Genomic DNA, 21028 nt, shown 5'->3' with positions numbered 1-21028 from the left:
TGCAAAAGAGTGTCAGTTTATCTTTTTATTATAATAATGATCATTCAAGCTAATAATGAACAATTTTATTCAAATTTTACAATAATTATGGATTAGTATTGAAATATCCATTGGAATTATTTTAGGCGCTGTCATAGGAAGTTTAAATTCACCCGGGTATTGGGTCAGTGACAGGCGCTCTCATAGGCATAATTCTTATGTTATTAACTACCATTTGGGAAAGTAGAGCCAAAAAATAAGAATGGGGCTGACTCCATCGCTTTGGAGCCTGACCCTGACTGAATTAATTATTTTGCTTTTTCAATTTTAATTGTTTTTACATTTTCCTTGGCTTCAGTTTTTTTAGGTATTGTGATCCATAACATACCCTTTTTAAAAGAGGCAGTCGCTTTATCCACATCCGCAGATAGAGGTAAGGAAATGGTGCGTTCATATCGCCCATAACTAATTTCACGACTGATATAATTTTTATTTTCATCTTTTTTAGAAGTGGTTTTCTCTCCTTCAATGGTTAATCTGTTTTCACAAAAAGATACTTTAATATCTTCTTCACCCATACCAGGCATTTCTACTTCAATTTTGAAATTATCTTTATCTTCAACGATATCCAAAGACGGAGTAAGAGAAATATGCTCGAATTGCTCAAGATTGGCACTTCTTTGAGGGTCAAATAAATTATAAAAATCACTCATAGCATGATTGACCTCTTGCTGAAGTCTTAAAAACGGACTCATCAGAAGATCAGTTGTTTTACCTGGTTGATGTTTTCTTAAGCTGCCCATGATGTCACCTCCTTATTCCATAAATTGACGTATCAGTTAGTTGTTAAAAACACCGAAAGTAATATTCACCAGCTTATCAATGTAAATATAGTTGCTAGATAAAATATTTTCAATTGTTTTAAATTCATTTCACAATGACTTTATATTGTTATTTTTGTATTTATTTTATTCTTTCTAAATGTTGCTTAAACCAATTTTGAGCGAGGCGAGTTACTTCCTTGATGATTTGAATTTGTTGTAATAGCTTTTGATAATTATAGCCTTATTTCATAACAATAACCCCGGCTCCTCTATACCTGCCATGTCTTAAATCATCCAGTGCTCGATTAACTTCGGTAAGGGGATAGGTTTGAACTTTTGTCTTAACTGGGATTTTAGGGGCTAGAGACAGGAACTCTTCTCCATCTTTGCGAGTTAGATTGGCAATTGAACATACAGTGCGTTCACCCCATAGTATTTCATAAGGGAAGCTGGGAATATCCGACATATGTATACCAGCACAAACCACAGTACCTCCTTTTACAGTATGGCTAAGAGCCTGAGGCACTAATGCACCAACGGGTGCAAAAATGATTGCTGCATCAAGAAGATGAGGTGGTGATTGCGTAGAATCCCCGGCCCAGACAGCACCTAATCGGTATGCAAATCTTTGAGTTTCCTGATCGCCTGGGCTTGTAAATGCATAAATTTTTATTCCTTTTTGGCAAGCCACTTGAATCAGTATATGTGCGGCCGCTCCAAATCCATATAGACCTAAATGAGTTGCGTCACCAGCCTTTAGCAAGGCACGATATCCAATTAAACCAGCACAAAATAATGGTGCTGCCTGATGATCCGGGTATCCATCGGGAATAGGAAAGCAAAAATGGTAATTTGCTACACAGAACTCAGCGAAACCACCATCTATTTGATACCCGGTAAAGCAGGCTTGATCACACAAATTTTCTCGGCCAGAGGTGCAAAAATTACAGATCCCGCAACTTCCACCTAGCCAAGGGACTCCAACTCGCTGTCCAATTGCAAATTTCTTAACAGCGGATCCAACCTGCTCAACAGTTCCTACAATTTGGTGGCCTGGAATAAGGGGAGTCTTGGGATTTTTCAACTCACCATCGACAACATGCAAGTCAGTTCTACAAATCCCACAAGCTGATACTTTAATTAAAAGTTCATTTTCATTTGGATTTGGTTTATTGACTTCCTGATATTGCAATTCACATCCAGGCTTTTCCATGATCATGGCATGCATGGGTATTGGTCCTGTTTTTATCCTCTATCTTACAATTATAGTAGGATGGGTTATACTTACTTAATGCATTCAAAAAGTAACAATATTTGACATCAATGCTGATGAATGAATAGCTTGCCTGGAGGCCATTAATCGGGGTCGTTGACAGGCAGCAAAAAATTTAAAAACAGTAGTGATCTTGATAATTAATTTGGAAAAAGCGTTTGTTTTTCGGAATTTATTTTGTGGATTGCAATATTTTTCCAATAGGCAACTCATATTATGAACGCTATACGTGCTTTTTTTGCTATTTCACTACCACCAGCGATCCAGGAAAATATCCGGAGTAATTTGGAGCCATTGAGGCAAATGGCACCAGTTCACTCCATAAGGTGGACAAAGCCAATGCATTTGCATATCACCTTGCAATTTTTACAGAGACTGGAAACAAAACATATTCAGGTCTTGATTGAAAGAGTAAGTAATGAACTTAACCATATAAAGCAATTTGATTTGGAATTCGGTGTTTTAGAGTGGTTCCCTTCTCCCAAAAATCCAAGACTTATTTCATTAACTGTAGATCCTCAAGACAGACTTAGGGATTGGTCTCGAATGATTGGTCAGGTGATGGACAGTTTAAAGTATCCCTTAGAAAAACGTCCTTTTAGAGGGCATTTGACTGTAGGTAGAGTGGTGAATTTCAGCCCAAAACTTCAGCAGTTGTTGCAAATAAAATTTCCTATCATTCCACCAGTTCCGATTAATAAATTTTATTTAATCGAAAGTAGGCCCGATAAAGAAGGAAGTAATTATTTTCCCTTGGCACAATTTGATTTAACCCGGTAAAAGAGAATGGCTGATTTGCCAATTGGAACGATTCTTTGCCTCTGTGTCCAACTTATTATGCTCAAGTGTCTTTATTATTGGCATAGGATGAATTTAAGCCAACCTATGCCAAAAAGAGAAGATTATCCATAAACTAATGTTTCGGAGTGAGTGGAGGAAATCGCTTTTTCCAACGCGTCCAATTTTTTCCCGCTGTTAGTTTGGCTGAAAAAGGTATAATTGCCAGTAGTTGCTTTGTTAATCAAAATAGCGGCGAGATAACCGATTCCAAGCAAGAATACCCCTAAAGTAACATTGGCTAACAGGTACTTCCATTCTTCACGATGTTGATTTAGCGTTTCCTTCGAGTTTTCAATATGCCGTTTGGCATTTATTTTGAATGAGTTTAAGGCACTTTTTTCATCGGACTCATTATTGTCGAGATAATTTTTTATCTCTAAACGAAGTTTTGTTGCGAGTGTCTTTGCCGCTGTTGATGCTTCTGTTTCCCTTCTTTCCTCCAATTCTTTGGCCTTTTGTTCAATTTGCTGTATTTGCAAATAAATAGGAGACACTCTTTCCATTCGCGCAAAGTAAATTCCCTTTTTCTGTTGTAAAGCTTGCTGATAGCGTTTTTCAGCCTCTTTACTTTGAGCAATTATAGATTCTAATTGATTTGTATTTAATTGTTGTTGTTTAATTTCTTTTTGTAGACGATCAATTTCCTCTTGCAGATGTTTTTGGGCTAATTGCATTTCCTCATTTTGTTTGAGCGAAGAATCTTTCTTAATGAGTTCTTCTCTCAATTTTCTAATGGTTTGTTCTTTTTCATTTGAAGATTGATGCAATTGTTCCAATTGAACATTTAATTCATTCAATTTTTTCTTAAGATCTTCAACTGTATTCTTATTATGTAAATTTTCCTTGCTCAAACTTTGATTTTGTTTTCCAAGCTCTTGATTTGCAGATACAAGTTCCTGAATTTTTATTTTCAATTCTTCCAATTGTCTTTTTTGATCTTCTATAATCTCTTGAAGAGCAATAATTTGTTTGGATTGCTGGCTTATCAAAGAGGAGCCTTTTTCTTTTTCCTGAATTACCTCTCCAAGTTGCTGTAATTGCAATTTTAAATTGCTTACTTGCTCTCTAAGTGAAGCCACAGTTCGTTTTGCTGAAGCTTTACCTTTCTCACTTTGCTCAACTCGTTTTTCTTTTTCTTGTAATTGCTTCTCAAATTCTCTAATTTGTAATTGTTTCTCTTCAAGTTGTTCGCTAAGAGAGTGGACTTGTTTTGTTAATTTAAGTTGATTTTCTTCGTTTTTTCGAGTTAATTCATACATCTCTTTTCGAAGTGATTCAAGAGCAGAATCAGCTAATGATTTTTCTTTAGTAATTCTTTCAATAGTTTCTTCCTGGTGTGTGTTGCTTTTCTTTTGTTTTTGTAACTCCTCTTTTAAGCCCTCTACAACTAATGTTTGCTCTTGAATTTGTTTTCTTAAAGATTTTAACTGCAATTGTAATGTTTCTTGTTTTTGCAGTTCTAGTTTAAGCTGATTAAGCTCTGAGGTTAGAGATTCAATAGCGGATTTATCCAGGGATTTTTCATGTTGACTTTGTTTGTCAGCTTTTTTCAGGGCTAGATTTTCCTTTTCTTTCTCTGCTAATTGCTCTTCTAACTGTTGTACTTGTAATTGTTTTTCTTCGAGCGTTTTATGAAGAGAGCGTTCTTTTTTTGCCAATTCATGCAGTTCTTTTCGAAGCGACTCAAGGGAAGAATCGGCCAATGATTTTTCTTTGGTGATTCTTTGAATGGTTTCTTCCTGGTGCGTGTTGGTTTTCTTTTGCGTTTGCAGCTCTTCTCCTAATCGCTTGGATAGAGTAGTTTGTTCATGTATTTTCTCTTTGAGTTCTTTTAACTGGAACTGTAATTTTTCTTGCTCTTGCAGTTGTAATTTAAGCTGACTCAGTTCTAAATTCAGAGAGCGAATAATGGATTGGGCGGAAGATTTCTCATGTTCGCTTTGCTCAGCCATTTTCTCCAGTAACTGATATTTTTCTTTTATTTGGATTAAAGTCGCTTCTAACTCCTCAAATTCAATCGTTTGCCTTTTAATTTTTGATTGAAGAGAAATTACTATCTTTTGCAGCTCATCAATTTGTCCAGCAGTTTTTTTACCAGAAATCTGTAATAATTGATGCCATTCACGGATTTTAGCTATTTTACCGGCGGGATCATCTGTGCGGCCTTTAAATACACCACTTTCAAAAGCAGAGTTAATACGTTTCCAAAATTTTTTATTACTGAGAATTCTTTCAATTAAAGGCGACGGTTTAGGGCTATTTAGTTCTTCCAGACAAATCGTTGCAAGTTGATATCCATTCATTTTAGCTAATGCTTTTTCATCAATGGGATAAAAAAACTCACTTTCCTTATTAGGCAAGGGCTCTGCAAAAGAAGGTGCTTTTAATGATTCCTTTATATCAGCTTCCGCAAGTTGAAAAGCAATGAATTGTTCTTTCAATGCTTTTAAATTCTCTGTAACTGCCTCATCTATTCCGAATGCTTGAGCCTGTTTGATTATTTTTAGCGTATTAATAATTCCATTACCTAAAGTCAGTAAGGTTTGGATTTTAACCCAGGCAGAGTCTTTATGTTCCTTGCAATAGAGTTGGCATGGTCCTTCAAAAGCAGCAAAACGAGATAAGTTGAAAGTATTAGGGTCTACTGTAAATAGGCGGCGCAATACAATGCTTTCTTTGTAGTAAGGAACAAAGGCATGTCCGTGAATCGCTTCACCACCGCTATTATCGTAGAGAGCAAACAGATTAGGGGTGCTGTCTATTCTTTCTTTTGCCCAGACATTATTGGCTTCACACGTGATGGCTAGTTCATCAACGTAAAGATTAAATTGTTTGACTAATTCCAGTAGGTTGATTGGATTACTATCAAACGAAAATTTTTCCATGTCTGTAGTTTTTAAGATGTCTGCCCATTGATTTATGGTTTCTGAAAAAGAGGTTGAAGAGGTCATAAGAAGCGTCAAGGGTTTTAATTCCAAAATACTTTGATATAGCTCTTCAGGATTGCTCAATGGGGACATATCTTTAAGAACAGCAATTTTTCCTAAACGATTTTCTAATAATGTGGCCATGGCAATGGCAAAATCTTTGCAATTACCCTCAGTGCCAAATGTCGCCTCTTTAAATGAATCCATACACATGTATGCGGCAAGTTGGATTTTGGTTTTTTCATCTATCAGATCAGCTGGAATATTTTTGAGTGCGCTGGTTACTATTTTAACAAGTAATTCAGGATTGAGTTTGGATTGCAATTGTCGAGCTTTTTCAGCCATCGCAGGGAAGAGCCCGTTGATCTTCTTATAGTTGAGGAAATAATCTTTAGTTAGTGATTTATAATTAAACCAACCTCTGTTTTCATAAGCATAAAGGAGATTGTCATTATTGTTAGGATGAGCGAAATAACGGAATGCGTCTCCCCAATCTATTCGGCCAAATTGTTTGCTTTTTTCTTTTTCCTCTCCGTTGAGTACAACGATGTTGCCACTATGTACACTATGGGCTCCCAACAATAAAGAAAACATAAGGGCCATAGAAAGGCCAAAGTATTTATTTTGTTTCGTAATACCAGCATAATAACCTGGCCCAAAAAGGGTTTCCTTTAGTGTATTACGATCTTTGCCATCACCAGAGCTCGTTCCAATCACTTTATGTAATTCATCAAATGAAACCAGTGGTTGGATGAGCCCATAGGACTTGTCTTCAAATTGAATGACATCCGCGCAAATCAATGATGGAAAATAACTTTCATCAATCAACCCTCGCTTCATGAATTCTTTTAATAACAAACCGGCAAATAATTCCGTGAATAGTTCACGAGGGTCACCTGGTTTTTTTATAAAAAATTTCCCGCCATCATTGTCTTTATAAAAACCATCGACGTCGCTTTTATTTTTACCCCCCGTTTTTTCTTTAAATCGAACTATTTCTTTACCTTGATAAATTAACATAATGACTCTGACCTAAAACAACACTTTGTGCCATTATAACCACCAAGTATTAACTAAACCTTAAGAAAACCTTAAGAATTCATCTACTAATTTTTTTCTGTTTTGGCCGGTATTGCTCACTGATTCTTGCTTTAACGGTTGCTTTTTTACGCTTCATTAGACAATAAAGAACAACAGAGCTTAAATAGGGGAATCCAAAGAGAACTACTATGTGTTTTATCGTCCCGGCTACGGTGATGTCAGAAACTAATCCCATTACAAAAATAAATTGAAACGAACTATTTTTTATAAAATCTGTAATAAAAGGTTGGAGCATTTTTAATCCATTAACTCAAATGATAGGGACGGGAACTAGTTACATACCCATTTGTTCTCAGCAAAAATGGAATACACTTCATTATCCCCAATGACAATGTGATCCAGTAACCGGGCATCTACCAAATCCAGAGCATCTCGAATGCGTTCTGTAATGGCTAAATCTTGCTGGCTTGCATCAGACAAGCCCGAGGGATGATTATGTGCCAGAATTAAAGCAGCAGCATTTAATTGCAATACACGTTCTACAATCGGTCTGGGATAGACTGTTGCCGTGTTGATGGTTCCTGAGAATAATTCTTCATAAGCAATAATTCGGTGTTGGTTATCCAGAAAGAGTGCGGCAAAAGTTTCATTTTTGTAGTCTCGCAGTCGTTTTTTTAAAAAAGCATAAGTTTGTTGTGTGTTAGATAACCGGATTTCTTTTTGCAGATGAATAAAATCACTTCGATGACATATTTCTTTCGCAGCCTGAAGTTGTGCATAACGAACCTCTCCTAATCCATGGATTGATTTAAAGCTTTGCAGATCAGCATTGAGGATATTACGTAAATTTCCCAAGTGTTTGGTGAGCTCATAGGCTAGTTGCAAACAAGATTTTTTATTGTTACCCGAACTGATGAAAACGGCTAACAATTCAATATCAGAGAGGCTATGTACTCCATTAGTAAGTAGTTTTTCGCGCAAGTCAAGTTGCTGCGCTGTATGGGCAACCATCATTTTGTATTCCTTTTATATTCCTTTATTGCGAAGTTTGTGCTTTGATCGGGGTTATTCTTATCAAAAATGGCGATCCATGCAAGATTTTATTAATAAAAAAATTCTACTTGGTGTTTGTGGCGGCATTGCTGCTTATAAATCTGCTCATCTGGTTAGAGAGTTAACTCGTTTGGGGGCCGATGTGAGGGTTGTCATGACTCATTCAGCACAACAGTTCATTAACCCTTTATTGATGCAGGCATTATCAGGCAATGAAGTGAGGATTGATTTATTCGACACTCAAGCTGAACGGGCTATGGGACATATTGAATTAGCCAGATGGGCAGATTATTTGCTCATTGCTCCTGCGTCTGCAAATTGTCTTGCTAAAATGGCTCAAGGTCTTGCTGATGATTTGCTTTCAACATTATATCTCGTTACTGAAACGCCAGTTATTGTTTGTCCTGCCATGAACAGAAGCATGTGGGCACATCCAGCAACCAAGGCAAATTGTGAATTGTTAAAAGAACGAGGTGTGTTTTTTGTCGGGCCTGAAGAAGGCTCCCAGGCCTGTGGGGAACATGGATTGGGAAGAGTCAGCGAGGCGGATCAAATTGTGAATACCTTGCGCTTACTGGATGTGAATCAACTATTGCATGGCAAACGAATTGTGATTACTGCAGGCCCTACTCGCGAGTCGATTGATCCAGTTCGTTATTTAAGCAATTACAGTTCAGGGAAGATGGGTTTTGCAATGGCTGAAGCCGCCGCTATGGCAGGCGCACAAGTGACATTAATTAGTGGTCCTTGTCATTTACAAACGTTTTCGGACATCGAGGTCATAAGAGTGGAGTCTGCACAATCGATGCTGGAAGAAGTGAACAGACATGTACAACAGGGAGATGTATTTATTGGAACAGCCGCAGTATCAGATTATAGAGTGCTGAATCCTGCTTCGGAAAAAATGAAAAAAAATGAAAACTCTGAACTCACTCTCCAGCTTGTTAGAAATGCAGATATTCTTTCTGAAGTAGCTAAAAGTGGTAAAGCTTCCTTTGTTGTTGGGTTTGCAGCTGAAACAACTGATGTGATTTCCTATGCAAAAGAAAAAATGAAAAATAAAAAACTGGATATGATTATCGCCAATCAGGTAGGTAATGGAATGGGATTCGAAAGTGATGTAAATCAAGTAACAGTGATTACAAAAAACAAACAAATAGAGCTGCCATTAACCCATAAAACACGCCTGGCAGGCCAAATTATTGCAATCCTTGCTGCAAGTCTGCAAAATTAGGCGCAATAAAACGATTGAGAATTATTATGCATCAAGTTATTCAGTTAAAAATTCTGGATTCAAGGATAGGAGATACCATTCCATTGCCTGCCTATGCCACTGATGGGTCCGCTGGTCTGGATTTAAGGGTCTGTATCTCGGAGCCTATGCAAGTAGCACCTCAGCAAACAGTATTGCTGCCCACCGGCATTGCTATTTACATTGCCGATCCAAAGCTGGCGGCAGTGATTTTGCCAAGATCAGGTTTAGGCCACAAAAATGGTATTGTTTTAGGAAACCTTGTAGGGCTGATTGACTCCGATTATCAAGGAGAATTAAAAATCTCTTGTTGGAACAGGAGCCAGGAACATTTTACTGTTAATCCTGGTGATAGAATTGCTCAATTAGTTTTTATCCCGGTTGTACAGGCTTCTTTTGAGGTGGTCAATGAATTTACAGAAAGCTCCAGAGGAGAAGGTGGTTTTGGTAGTTCCGGGAGATATTAAATGACCTATCAACAAAAACAAATTCCCCGCTCTGTCTTTCGTGCCTATGACATTAGGGGGATTATCGGTAAAGAACTGGATGAGAATTCTTTTTATAACATTGGTTTAGCTATTGCACGTTATTTACAAAAATTAAATCGTCGACAAATATTTGTAGCTCGTGATGGACGTCTGACCAGTCATGCATTGGCTACGGCCTTGAAAGAGGGTTTGCTAGACAGTGGGATAGATATCCTTGATCTTGGTGCTGTGGCGACACCTGTCATGTATTATGCTACCCATACGCAAGGGATTGATTCTGGATTGATGGTTACCGGAAGTCATAATCCTGCTGATTATAATGGTATCAAGTTAGTATTGGCTGGAAAAACATTAATTCAAGATGAAATAGATACACTTTATGCTTTGCTGGGTGAAGTCAAACAGTCAGCTGTTCGTGGCACAGAAACGGCTTTTGATGTGATAGAAGGCTACATTCAGCGTATCGTGAGCGATATTCAATTGAAGCGCCCTTTAAAAGTAGTTGTTGATTGTGGAAATGGTGTGGCGGGTCCAATTATTCCCAGGGCTATTTCAAAATTAGGCTGTGAAGTCATTCCCCTGTATTGTGAAGTGGATGGTCGATTTCCCAATCATCATCCTGACCCTTCAATAGAAGCTAATTTAGTTGATTTAAAAGCGGCTGTGGCAAATCATCAAGCTGATATTGGTTTGGGCTTTGATGGGGATGCTGACAGACTTGGCCTAGTGACAAATAAAGGCGAAGTGATTTGGCCTGATCGTTTAATGATGTTTTACTCACGAGAGATTTTAAGTCGTAATCCAGGTGCTACTGTTGTGTTTGATGTGAAGTGCTCCAGTCATTTGGAGAAAGAAATCCAGGCAGCAGGCGGTGTTGCCAGAATGTGCCCCACTGGCCATTCAATTGTGAAAGCGGTGATGAAAAAAGAACAAGCCATCTTGGCTGGCGAAATGAGCGGGCATCTGTTTTTTAAAGATCGCTGGTATGGATTTGACGATGCTTTATATAGCGCATGCCGATTGTTAGAGATTATCAGTTTTTCCCATTTGACTGTCAGTGAACAATTTGAGTTGATCCCTAATAGTGTCAATACACCTGAAATAAAAATAGCGATTACTGATGAAGAAAAATTTGATTTTATTCAGCGTTTTAGTGAGCAGGCTGATTTCCCTGAAGGTAGGATTTTGAATATTGATGGTTTGCGTGTTGAATTTCCAAATGGATGGGGATTGTTACGAGCATCAAACACAACTCCTTGTCTGGTCGCACGTTTTGAGGCGACAGATAAAGATCATCTGGAGCAAATTCAATATTTGTTTAAGAAACAAATTCAGCGCTTGGATTCTGAGTTGGATTTGCCATTTTAGTGTTTAAGAATATGAAAAATCCAATATAGAGTTATCCTTTTCAGAGTTTGCCAGATTTGGACAGAACTCACGAAAAAGCCTAGATAAAAGTTTATTTTTTAATACAACCGTTCATTGGGAATGCAGTCTTTTCTGTTTATAATCCTATTTATTTGAGTGGTCCTTCCCGCGAAGGCGGGAAACCGTCTAAAAATAAAAACTATATGCTAATTTTATTGATAGATTCGCCTTCGCGGGAAAGACAGAACACTTGGTATTCCCTAATTACATATCCTGTGAACGGTTTTTTTTAACAAAGTGATTAGGGGGGCGTAAGTTCAGTTGGAAACAAAACAAGAGGTTGATTTCTGTATGCAATACAACATGACTTCCAGCACTTGTTTGTTTTGTGTTCGGCCTGGTATTTTCTCTTGTTTGATAAGATGAAATTGGTATTTATTGATTAAGCTCTCTATGTATTCGGGTTGATGGCTAAATCGAGCGCTGCTTTCCAGTTTCCACGGAGTTGTTGTGCTGATTTCGGTAGTGAAAATAAAATACCCTTCTTGCTTCAGATGTTGATTGATGGAATTAAAAATATCATCCAGATTACCAAAATAGGGTAGGACGTCTGCAGCGACCGCTAAATCGTAATCGTTTTTATCTTTTCTTAAAAAATCGATTAATTCCGAGCATACCAGAAGATCATAGATATTTTTTTCCTTTGCTCGAGCTATCATTTTTTCTGCTATATCTACTCCGGTTAAGTGTTTGCTTATTTCACGAAGCACAATACCTGTTAATCCAGTACCACAACCCAAGTCCAAAGAATGACTGGTTTGCAAAAGTTGAAGTTGGTGGATGAGGCGGCCAATGTGATGCGGAATCTTATAGTGTAATTCACCTTGCATGTGTTGGTCGTAATACAAGGCATAATTATTAAATAAATTTTGGGCATATTTTTCTGTAGTATTAACGCTCGTTGCCCCTGTAATGGCATTCAGCATATGCCTGCTGATCACATCATCGGGGTTGATTGCCAGAGCGCGCTCAAGATATTCGCGCGCGGTTTCTCGCATGTCCATTTTTAAATAAATAGCGGCCAGATTATTCAAGGATGGGGTGTGATCACTTTGTAATGTTAAAATCTGATCAAACAAAAGGGTGGCTTCATTGAGATGGCCCAATGCCATTTGAGCGACTCCGGAATTGTATAAATACTCCAGATTGTCGGGTTCTTTTTTCAGTAAAACATCGTAATGCATGAGCGCATTTTCAAATCGATCATGATGCATGAATGTGGCTGCCAAATTATTACGTGCATCAATGTCTTCATTATCCAAAGCCAAGGCTTTGGTAAAATAATCAACAGCTAATTGGTTTTGTTCTCTTTTCAAAGCGATCACGCCTAAGTTAATTAGGGATTGGACATGTTCATGATCTTGCTCTAACACTTTATGAAATGCCTGTTCTGCCTCTGAGAGTAAATTGTCTTCCAAATGCAAAATACCTAAGTAAAATTGAGCTTCTCTGTGCTGAGGATTTAGAGCTATCACATTATTAAATTGTGTTTTGGCAGCAGACAATTGTTGATTTTTGAGAAGTAATAAACCTAAATTAAAGTGAGCCGCGCTAAAGTCAGGTTCTGTATTCACTGCAATCACATAATGATGCAACGCTTTCTGGTAATTGTTGAGTAATGCGTAGGTTGCTGCCAGATTATTATGAGCCTGGACATACTCTGGTTTAATCTCAATGGCTTGCTGGTAGTATTTAATTGCCTCATCTAATTGACCTGCCTTTTTATAAGCGTTAGCGAGATTATTGAGTATACCAACGTCATTGGGATTAATTTTTCTGGCTTGCAAAAAATATAAAATGGCATTTTCCATATCACCTAATTGGGCATAGGTTAATCCCAGGAAATGCAGAGTTTCTGTATGTTTGGGTGATTGGGCAAGTATCTGCTCATATAAGCTAATGGCTTGAGGTAAATGGCCTTCATATTGAAGCTTATAGGCTTGTGCAAAAAGAGTATCTACTTCACTGTTCATATTAATCTGGAAGAAGGGCGCGTAATTGGTTTAAAGCTTTTGCGCGATGGCTAATCCTATTTTTAATTTTAGCAGGTAATTCAGCGGCTGTGCATTGATATTCGTTGAGATAAAATACCGGGTCATACCCAAAGCCATTTGTTCCTGAAGGTTTCACGCTAATAAGGCCATGAAATACGCCTGTGGCAATGAGCGGTGTTGGATCTTTGGCATGTCGCATTAGCGCTATTGCGCAAAAAAAATAGGCTTGTCTTTGTTCTTGGGATAAATCAGCCATTTTACTTAACAATTGTTGAATATTGTCTTCGTCATTTGCCTTTATTCCAGCATAGCGTGCTGAATAGATACCCGGCTCTCCATTTAAAGAGGGGACTACAAGCCCCGAGTCATCGGCTAAAGCTGGTTTATTGGCTAATGAGCTGGCATGACGGGCTTTGAGAATGGCATTCTCTATAAAACTTAATCCTGTTTCTTCCGCATCGGATATACCCAAGTCGGCTTGGGGAATGCATATGGTGGGGGCTAGTAATTGTTCTAATTCTTTTATTTTTCCAGGGTTACTGGTTGCCAAAATAATTTCTTTCATTCTTATTCCATGCTATTAATTCAGTATTCATAAAAAGGATAATTATGCATGAGAATTTTGGAAAAAAATATCAAGAAGACTCCCTGGTATTTAAAACCATTCTTCTGGAATCAAAAAAGAAAATACGGCCAAATACTCGAACCTGCTTTGATTTGGGCAAGAATTCCCAGGTTATTTTTGGCAGTTGCTGCTATGTATGGCGTGATAGACAGAAAAAAATCACCACTTTCCCCAATATTACGCTCTCTCATCACTGTCAGGGTTTCTCAAATTAACTGGTGTGCGTTTTGTGTTGATATTAATTCAGCAACTTTAATTAAAAGGGCTGGAAGTGAAGCACGGTATAAACAACTGGCGAAATGGAGGAGTTCCTCATTATTTTCACCAGAAGAAAAAGCGGCATTGGATTATGCTGAAAAAGTAACTTATTCTTATCAACGTCCTGATGATGAGTGCTTCAATCAATTGAAATTGTATTATTCTGAACAGGAAATCATTGAATTGACAGCACTGATTGCATTTCAGAATATGTCCAGTAAATTTAATAGTGCCCTTGGCGTTGAAGCACAAGGATTTTGTTCGAGGCAACTGACTGGCAAAAGCTGAATAGTCCTGCCAGTCAGTACTTTCAATTACATAGAGATGCTTTTACCTATTGTATTATCGTTGAATCGATCATGCCTTAGTTGTTGTTCTTCCGTAATAAGATCCACTACCGTATTAAAATCCTGAGCTTCATCTTCAGTAATCTCTATGGAATCAGCTGGTTGCAGGTAATGTAATTTACGTAAATCATCCTGAACTTCTTTAATACCTTTTTGAGGGTGTTTTTCGATATAAGCATTCGATCTGGCAATATAGTCATTGACAAAGCCTTGATACACCGATTGCCCATCCAACATTTCCAGTTCACACAAATCGGCAAAGTGAGCATTGACCCTTCCAAATTTATCTACTCCAAATTTGGAAGCAAGGCGTTCTTTAGCGCTTTCTTTGACTCGAACATAATGTTTCCTATCCAGCTCATCGCGATCCTTTCGATACTCTTCTGGACAAGTATCGGTAATGGGAGCCCTTTTTTGAGATTTGGTTTGCCCAGTTTGTATTTCATGATGATATTTGCTGACTTTACCTGATAATGTTGACGATTCTAGCGTTTGATCTCCCAAGTGTTGAATATGACATTGGTAAGGATCGGCATGTTTATATTTTTTTCCCGGAGTAACATGCCAGCCGGTAAATTCTAACAATCTTTTAACAATGCTTTTTAATATATTAGGTAGCCATGGAGATTGGGTAATCATATCGCAAACGGCTGCTTTAAATGACTTGAAAACATTGTTCATGATTGCACGAACTTTGATGTCTGCCTGGTCTTCTAATTGCTTTTTTACCTCTAATGCAATGCTTGCTCCGTAGCAATCACCCTGTAAAATGATGTCGTCCGGGTGCACGCCTTGTTTAATCAAAGAAGATACCACAGAAATACCGGCATTGATTAAGTCATTTGCCTCTCTCACCTTCCCTGAACTGAGACCTGTCCCTGGGAAATTAAAAGCATGTACTGTTGCTCCAGTTTCTTTGCAAGCCGTGCTGATATCGCGAAAACAGGCTTGGTAGTAAGTATTTGCCCCGGGAAAATAGACAATATGTTTGCCAGTGCCAGGTTTTTTAGGTTCATTTGACTCTGGTTGGCATTTCATGACTTCTAACTGACAGGATTCACCAGAAACCAGCTTTGTTTTCACTTTCTTCAGACTTAAATCCAGGCCTTGAAACTCTTTATAATAGTGTGATTTTTTATCGGTTTTTTGTTTTTCAACGAAATCTCTAAAAGGAGCTTCGTCATCAACTTCGCCCTTTTTTCCGTAGCCTTTGTTTTTATACCAATCACCGGCCCCTGCTGGAAAAAGGGAATTAGCTACAAATTGTTGTAAACGACTATGAAAAAAACTGTCTTTTGTAATAGTTTTGGCCATTTAATTCCCCAGTGTGAGCTAAATAAAGTCAGTATATTTTTTAAATTTAGCATAAATTTAGCAGAAAAAACTTAAGAGAGTATTAATAAAGTACATTCGGATTTGCTAAAAACCAAAAATATCAATAATACTATGATTTTTTTAGGATTCATGCCAATATGCCGAAATTATTTGTTGTTTATTTGCTCAATTATTAAGATTTCTTAGCATATTTTATGTTTATGGGTTAAAATAAAGAGACTTTTATAAAAGTTGACTTCAGTCATGCCTTTTGCCCATCTCTTGTTAGCTTTATTGGTTGTTTTCGTTTGGGGAATTAATTTTATTTTCGTCAAGCTTAGTCTTGAAGAATTTTCTCCACTGCTTCTTTGCGCTGTCAGATTTCTTTTAGCCAGTGTACCGGCTGTGTTTTTTATCAAGCCTCCTGCTGTACCTTTTAAAATTATTGCTAGTTATGGGTTAATCATGTTTGCCTTGCAATTTGCATTGCTTTTTATTGGTTTGCGTGTGGGCATGACTCCAGGAGTGGCTTCTTTACTCATGCAAGTGCAAGTCTTTTTCAGTATGTTTTTTGCAATAATCTTTTTAGGAGAACAACCCCAAGTCGGGCAGATAATAGGGGCTTTGATTGCATTTATAGGCATTGGTGTAGTGGCCTTACACTTCGACCACAATGTGTCTTTAATGGGGTTTTTATGTATTCTTGCTGCAGCGGCTTCCTGGGGTATTGGCAACCTCATTACGAAAAAAATTCATTCTGTTAATCTGATTGCTGTGATTGTTTGGAGTAGTTTTGTTGCCTGTTTGCCCATGTTTATACTTTCACTGGTTTTTGAAGGGCCTGAAAGCTTTGTAACTGCCTATGAACATATGACCTGGAAAGGCATTCTTTCCGTGCTTTATATTGTTTATATTTCAACTTGGGTTGGTTATGGAGTATGGAATTGGTTGATAAGCCGTTATCCAGTTGGCATGGTAGTACCTTTCACTTTATTGGTTCCAGTTGTGGGTATTTTGAGTTCTGTCCTTATTTTGGGAGAACCATTTTATCTCTGGAAGCTGGTTGCCGGATTGCTGGTGATTAGTGGGCTTTGTATTAATTTACTGACAACTCGCCTGTTTGTTGCAAAAACGCAACAACCTGAGACAGCCTAGTTATCCCCAGCTGATTCTATATATCCTTTTAAGAAAATAAGTGGAGCAGGGAGTTAAATTTCTATCACCCCTATAATATAGATTATCAGATAATGATTTTGGTTATTACAAAATAAGGATAGGGGCAGTAATATATTACAATTTTTTTTGGAATTAGAAGTTATTAATGAGTGATCTGAAAAATATATTCTTGTGCGCTGATGATTTTGGCCTTAATCATGGTATTACCCAGGGTATTTTAAAAATGGCTCGTTTACAGCGCTTATCCGCAGTAAGCTGTATTGTGAATGCCAGTTCTTTTGATGTCGATGCCCCAGACTTATTGGCTTTGAAAAATGGGGTTCGCACTGGCTTGCATTTTAATCTCACAGAAGGTTATTTTCTATCTCATCCTGACAAGCTTTGTTTTGGTTTAAGAGAATTACTTATCAGATCGCATTTGGGTATCTTGAATTCAAGATTAATCTCAGATGAATTGAATACTCAATTGGATCATTTCATAAAAGTCATGGGAAAGTTGCCGGATTTTATTGATGGTCATCAACATATCCATCAGTTTCCTGGTATTAGGCGAATTATTATTGATATGTATGAACAGCGATTAAAGGGAAAGAGTATTTTTATTCGTTCCACGTACCCTTCGGTTAACATGTCAGGGTATCAAGCAAAAACAAAAATTCTGGGAATAACTGGCGGTAAAATTTTAAGTAGCCAGTTAAAGAAAACAAATATTCCTCACAATCCTTATTTTGCAGGGATTTACGATTTTTCTGCCAGAACGAACTACAGATCTTTATTCAGGCAATGGTTAAACAATGTTCCGACAAATACCTTAATCATGTGCCATCCTGGTGAAGGTGACAATAGTGATATTATTGCAGCGGCAAGAGCCAGGGAACTAAATTATTTTTTGAGTGATGAATTTATGCAAGATTGTGAGGAATACCAAGTCAATTTAACGACAGGCCCAAAATCTTGAAAAAAGATAGTTGTAAACTGCAACGATACTTAAAACAAAAACCAGGGCAGCAATATAATATAACGTTGTGAAGCGTAATAGCAGATAATATAGTGTTTCATTAAGTAGGCCGGCAGAAGCTGCCACTAGAAAAAAATGAGGCAAACTTAATTGTTTTTTATCTTGTAGCTGATTAAAAGTGAAATATTTATGACCTAAATAGCTGACATTGAATGCAATTAAAAAAGCAATAGCATTAGACAGCAGAGGTTGAAGATTTAGAAAATTGACTAAATTGAACACGATCAAAAGATGTACGATAGCAGCGCAGATCCCTACTCCAGTAAAATAAATTAATCGATGGGATAATTTAAGAGCAGTGGTCATCAAAACTGGACTCCTCATCGATAATGTAGTGGGGTCTGTGTTTCACTTCATCAAAAACACGGCCTATGTATTCGCCAACTACACCGATAGCAAATAATTGCAATCCGCCAAAAAAACTGATTGCAGTGACTATGGTTGCCCAGCCAGGGGTTTCAATGCCAAAGATTAGCGTGCTTAATACAATCCAGGCGGCATAAATAAGCGCCAGGGCTGCCACCACCATTCCTCCCAGGGAAATCATTCTTAGAGGAAAAGCAGTAAACGATGTTATGCCAGTAATTGCCAAATCCAGTAAAGAATAAAAACTCCATTGTGAACTACCCGATTTACGGGGGTGTACATTAAATGGCACGGCTATTTGTTTAAAACCGACCCAGCTGTATAAACCCTTCATAAAGCGATTACGTTCGGGAAGGGTTTGTAGTGCATTAACAATTTTTCTATCGAGCAATCTAAAGTCACCTGCATTTGCCGGGATATTAATACGGTTTATTTTGGAAGTGAGATGATAAAAAATTTTAGCGCAAACTCGTTTTAGCCATGATTCGTCAGAACGATTTTGCCTCACGGCATAAACCATGTCATAACCGTCTTCCCATTTGGCGATAAATTCGCTTAATAATTCAAGCGGGTGTTGGAAATCACTATCCAATAAGATCACAGCATCTCCGCGCGCATGATCCAATCCTGCACTGAGCGCTTTTTCCTTGCCGAAATTTCTACTGAAACGAATGCAACGAAGAGAATACTCTTTTCTTAATGTTTGAATGATTGCGAAAGTATTATCCTGGCTTCCATCATCTATCAGTAGAATTTCATAAGGATAAGTGATGCTCTTAAGAGTTTTATCCAATGCGGCGATGAATTCAGCAATAAGTACTTCCTCATTAAAAACAGGAACAACGCAAGAGATGAGTTTTTTATGTTTTGCAGTTTTAGACATAATGAGTATTAATGTACCATACAAAAGATAGATAGCTTCATATGTTAACCTACTCTTGGAAGTTGAGTCCATTGAGGGTTATAAAAACAGTGAAAGTATTGGTATATTGTCCATAGTCTTTAACATTAATAATGGCCCCATACTAATGAACGATTCAGGTTGGTTTTTGATTTCAACTGCTCTCTTGCTTGGGATGCGTCATGGTTTTGATTTGGATCATCTGGCAACGATCGATGCGATAACTCGCACAGTTCGTTATAAACCTTCTTTATCGCGCATGGTTGGCTTTTTGTTTTCACTAGGCCATGGTTTGGTAGTTATTATTGTGAGTTTGATCATTGGCGGGGGTATTATTTCAGCGAGTACTCCTGAATGGTTAAATGAAGTGGGAAATATTGTATCAGTTACCTGTTTATTGTTATTTGGGTTTTTAACTTTGTGGAATACGGTTCATTATTCATCTTCTGCCATCATACCAACCAACTTAAGGAGTTATTTATTCAGGAAGCTTGCTGATAACAATGTACATCCTCTTATGATTCTTTTCATTGGTGCGTTGTTTGCCTTATCTTTTGATACGATGAGTCAAATTGTATTGTTTTCACTTGCAGCCAGTGCTTTATCAGGTTTTCTATTTTCCGGGTTATTAGGTTTTGTTTTTATGCTGGGAATGATGATGTCGGATGGATTAAATGGATTTTTTGTAGCAAGCTTGATTCGGCGTGCTGATGGGTTCTCATTACTTTTCTCAAGATTAGTAGGATTTGGCATTGCTTTTTTTAGCATAGGTATTGCTATAATCAATTGCTGCAAATTGCTTTAAACAGGCTAAAAATGCATGAATTATGGTTATGTAAGCGTATTGTCGAGATTATCAAGCAACAAGCCACTGGCAATAAATGCCGAAAGGTAAAGAAAATAGTGCTGGAAATAGGGCAGCTAGTAGCAGTCGATAAGCACGCATTGAATTTTAGCTTTAAAGTGATAACTCAAGGGACGATTGCACAAAATGCAGAATTATCGATTGTAGAAATCCCAGGTGAAGCAATATGCAATTCTTGTCAACAAATTGTACCGATGAAACAGTATTATGATGAATGCCTGGTTTGCGGCAATCATTCCTTAACACTGACAAAAGGTGAAGAATTAAAAGTGAAATCAATGGTGGTGGAATAATGTGCGGGATATGCGGATGTTCAGTAGAAAAAGGTCAAACCATGGATAATGGGCATCATGCTGCTCACCATGAGCATTCTGTGCCTCATGAACATTCAGTTGATATCGAGCAGAATATTTTAGCGCAAAACAATGAATTTGCTGCTCATAACCGGGATTATTTTCTCAGGCATAAAATTTTGGCTTTGAATTTGATGTCAAGCCCTGGATCCGGGAAGACAACATTGCTTTCCAAAACCATTTCCGAACTTGGCAAGGAAATGGATATTGCAGTCATAGTAGGTGATCAACAAACAAATTGTGATGCCCAAATGCTAAAATCTCATGGAGGGGATGCCTGGCAAATTAATACTGGAAAAGTATGCCATTTGGATGCCCATATGATCAGTCACGCCATACAAGATATTTCCCTAAAAAAGCAATCGCTTTTATTTATCGAAAATGTGGGTAATCTCGTTTGCCCGGCTTCATTTCATCTGGGCGAGCAATTCAGAATAGTAGTTCTTTCTGTGACGGAAGGAGAGAATAAACCGCTCAAATACCCTGATATGTTTCATTCAGCAGATTTGCTTCTGATAACCAAAGCAGATTTATTACCCCATGTGAATTTTGATTTGGATTTATGTAAGGAATATGTACGCCGCACGAATCCATCCATAGACATTATTACCCTGTCAGCGGTTAATGGTGTTGGATTGAAGGATTGGCACGATTGGTTGTTGCATTCTTTTAGGTTGAATGTCCAGTCTTCTTCATAGAAAAAGTG

The 21028-nt window shown here is 37.7% G+C and carries 20 protein-coding genes; 10 read left to right on the top strand and 10 right to left on the bottom strand.

Features of this window, described 5'->3' with window-relative positions; translation table 11 throughout:
- Window positions 1-287: 287 nt before the first annotated feature.
- Both LPG_RS12570 and LPG_RS12565 read right to left on the bottom strand, forming a co-directional pair.
- Window positions 288-782 (bottom strand): Hsp20/alpha crystallin family protein, encoded by a 495-nt coding sequence (locus LPG_RS12570; protein WP_010948195.1) that lies wholly within the window; start codon window positions 780-782, stop codon window positions 288-290.
- A 262-nt stretch (window positions 783-1044) separates the two neighbouring features.
- A complete protein-coding gene (locus LPG_RS12565; protein WP_010948194.1) occupies window positions 1045-2031 on the bottom strand; it encodes a zinc-dependent alcohol dehydrogenase family protein in 987 nt (328 codons plus the stop codon).
- Between the two features lie 261 nt (window positions 2032-2292).
- Here LPG_RS12565 and thpR point away from each other — a divergent pair, with 261 nt between their 5' ends.
- On the top strand, window positions 2293-2856 hold the full coding sequence (thpR, locus tag LPG_RS12560) for an RNA 2',3'-cyclic phosphodiesterase (RefSeq protein WP_010948193.1): 564 nt from the start codon (window positions 2293-2295) through the stop codon (window positions 2854-2856).
- 122 nt (window positions 2857-2978) lie between these two features.
- Here the strand turns inward: thpR and lepB are convergent, their stop codons facing one another.
- From lepB to radC, 3 genes are all read right to left on the bottom strand, one after another.
- On the bottom strand, window positions 2979-6863 hold the full coding sequence (lepB, locus tag LPG_RS12555) for a Dot/Icm T4SS GTPase-activating effector LepB (RefSeq protein WP_010948192.1): 3885 nt from the start codon (window positions 6861-6863) through the stop codon (window positions 2979-2981).
- A 79-nt stretch (window positions 6864-6942) separates the two neighbouring features.
- Window positions 6943-7179, bottom strand: a complete 237-nt coding sequence (locus LPG_RS12550) for a hypothetical protein (RefSeq protein WP_015444058.1) — start codon at window positions 7177-7179, stop codon at window positions 6943-6945.
- Window positions 7180-7214: 35 nt separating this feature from the next.
- Window positions 7215-7898 (bottom strand): RadC family protein, encoded by a 684-nt coding sequence (gene radC, locus LPG_RS12545; protein ID WP_010948191.1) that lies wholly within the window; start codon window positions 7896-7898, stop codon window positions 7215-7217.
- 76 nt (window positions 7899-7974) lie between these two features.
- Between radC and coaBC the strand changes: the two genes are divergently transcribed.
- Genes coaBC through LPG_RS12530 form a run of 3 tightly spaced genes read left to right on the top strand, consistent with a single transcriptional unit; the run spans window position 7975 to window position 11045 of the window.
- Window positions 7975-9171, top strand: coding sequence for a bifunctional phosphopantothenoylcysteine decarboxylase/phosphopantothenate--cysteine ligase CoaBC (gene coaBC / locus LPG_RS12540; protein ID WP_015444059.1), 1197 nt, complete (start codon window positions 7975-7977; stop codon window positions 9169-9171).
- A gap of 26 nt (window positions 9172-9197) precedes the next feature.
- Window positions 9198-9656, top strand: coding sequence for a dUTP diphosphatase (dut, locus tag LPG_RS12535; protein ID WP_014842515.1), 459 nt, complete (start codon window positions 9198-9200; stop codon window positions 9654-9656).
- Window positions 9657-11045 carry a phosphomannomutase/phosphoglucomutase gene (locus LPG_RS12530; protein WP_010948188.1) on the top strand — a complete coding sequence of 463 codons (1389 nt, stop codon included), beginning with the start codon at window positions 9657-9659 and terminating at the stop codon, window positions 11043-11045. It begins immediately after the preceding gene.
- A 317-nt stretch (window positions 11046-11362) separates the two neighbouring features.
- On the opposite strand, the gene LPG_RS12525 is transcribed toward LPG_RS12530, so the two are convergent.
- Window positions 11363-13078 carry a tetratricopeptide repeat protein gene (locus LPG_RS12525; protein ID WP_010948187.1) on the bottom strand — a complete coding sequence of 572 codons (1716 nt, stop codon included), beginning with the start codon at window positions 13076-13078 and terminating at the stop codon, window positions 11363-11365.
- A 1-nt stretch (window position 13079) separates the two neighbouring features.
- Window positions 13080-13664 carry an RdgB/HAM1 family non-canonical purine NTP pyrophosphatase gene (gene rdgB / locus LPG_RS12520; RefSeq protein ID WP_010948186.1) on the bottom strand — a complete coding sequence of 195 codons (585 nt, stop codon included), beginning with the start codon at window positions 13662-13664 and terminating at the stop codon, window positions 13080-13082.
- A 48-nt stretch (window positions 13665-13712) separates the two neighbouring features.
- On the opposite strand from rdgB, the gene LPG_RS12515 reads away from it, so the two are divergent.
- Entirely contained in the window at window positions 13713-14270 is a 558-nt protein-coding gene (locus tag LPG_RS12515) for a carboxymuconolactone decarboxylase family protein (RefSeq protein ID WP_010948185.1), read from the top strand.
- A gap of 26 nt (window positions 14271-14296) precedes the next feature.
- On the opposite strand, the gene sdbB is transcribed toward LPG_RS12515, so the two are convergent.
- Window positions 14297-15643 carry a Dot/Icm T4SS effector SdbB gene (gene sdbB / locus LPG_RS12510; RefSeq protein WP_010948184.1) on the bottom strand — a complete coding sequence of 449 codons (1347 nt, stop codon included), beginning with the start codon at window positions 15641-15643 and terminating at the stop codon, window positions 14297-14299.
- A gap of 264 nt (window positions 15644-15907) precedes the next feature.
- Between sdbB and LPG_RS12505 the strand changes: the two genes are divergently transcribed.
- Together LPG_RS12505 and LPG_RS12500 are read left to right on the top strand one after the other, a co-directional pair.
- Window positions 15908-16798 (top strand): EamA family transporter, encoded by an 891-nt coding sequence (locus tag LPG_RS12505; protein ID WP_015444060.1) that lies wholly within the window; start codon window positions 15908-15910, stop codon window positions 16796-16798.
- 166 nt (window positions 16799-16964) lie between these two features.
- Entirely contained in the window at window positions 16965-17777 is an 813-nt protein-coding gene (locus LPG_RS12500) for a ChbG/HpnK family deacetylase (RefSeq protein ID WP_010948182.1), read from the top strand.
- Here the strand turns inward: LPG_RS12500 and LPG_RS12495 are convergent.
- Both LPG_RS12495 and LPG_RS12490 read right to left on the bottom strand, forming a co-directional pair.
- Complete coding sequence (locus LPG_RS12495; protein WP_015444061.1) at window positions 17754-18143, bottom strand: GtrA family protein; 390 nt, start codon at window positions 18141-18143, stop codon at window positions 17754-17756. The genes LPG_RS12500 and LPG_RS12495 overlap by 24 nt on opposite strands.
- The gene (locus tag LPG_RS12490; protein ID WP_015444062.1) at window positions 18127-19086 is read right to left on the bottom strand and encodes a glycosyltransferase family 2 protein; all 960 of its coding nucleotides are present in this window, start codon (window positions 19084-19086) and stop codon (window positions 18127-18129) included. Before LPG_RS12490 ends, LPG_RS12495 begins: the two co-directional genes overlap by 17 nt.
- Before the next feature lie 145 nt (window positions 19087-19231).
- Here LPG_RS12490 and LPG_RS12485 point away from each other — a divergent pair, with 145 nt between their 5' ends.
- Genes LPG_RS12485 through hypB form a run of 3 tightly spaced genes read left to right on the top strand, consistent with a single transcriptional unit; the run spans window position 19232 to window position 21020 of the window.
- Window positions 19232-19909, top strand: a complete 678-nt coding sequence (locus tag LPG_RS12485; RefSeq protein WP_015444063.1) for a HoxN/HupN/NixA family nickel/cobalt transporter — start codon at window positions 19232-19234, stop codon at window positions 19907-19909.
- A gap of 11 nt (window positions 19910-19920) precedes the next feature.
- Window positions 19921-20262, top strand: coding sequence for a hydrogenase maturation nickel metallochaperone HypA (gene hypA, locus LPG_RS12480; protein ID WP_010948178.1), 342 nt, complete (start codon window positions 19921-19923; stop codon window positions 20260-20262).
- On the top strand, window positions 20262-21020 hold the full coding sequence (gene hypB, locus LPG_RS12475; RefSeq protein WP_010948177.1) for a hydrogenase nickel incorporation protein HypB: 759 nt from the start codon (window positions 20262-20264) through the stop codon (window positions 21018-21020). The genes hypA and hypB overlap by 1 nt, the downstream gene beginning before the upstream one ends.
- The last annotated feature ends 8 nt before the right edge of the window (window positions 21021-21028 follow it).

The sequence above is a fragment of the Legionella pneumophila subsp. pneumophila str. Philadelphia 1 genome, assembly GCF_000008485.1.
GTDB lineage: Bacteria > Pseudomonadota > Gammaproteobacteria > Legionellales > Legionellaceae > Legionella > Legionella pneumophila.
This window is presented reverse-complemented; position numbering and strand designations above follow the sequence as displayed.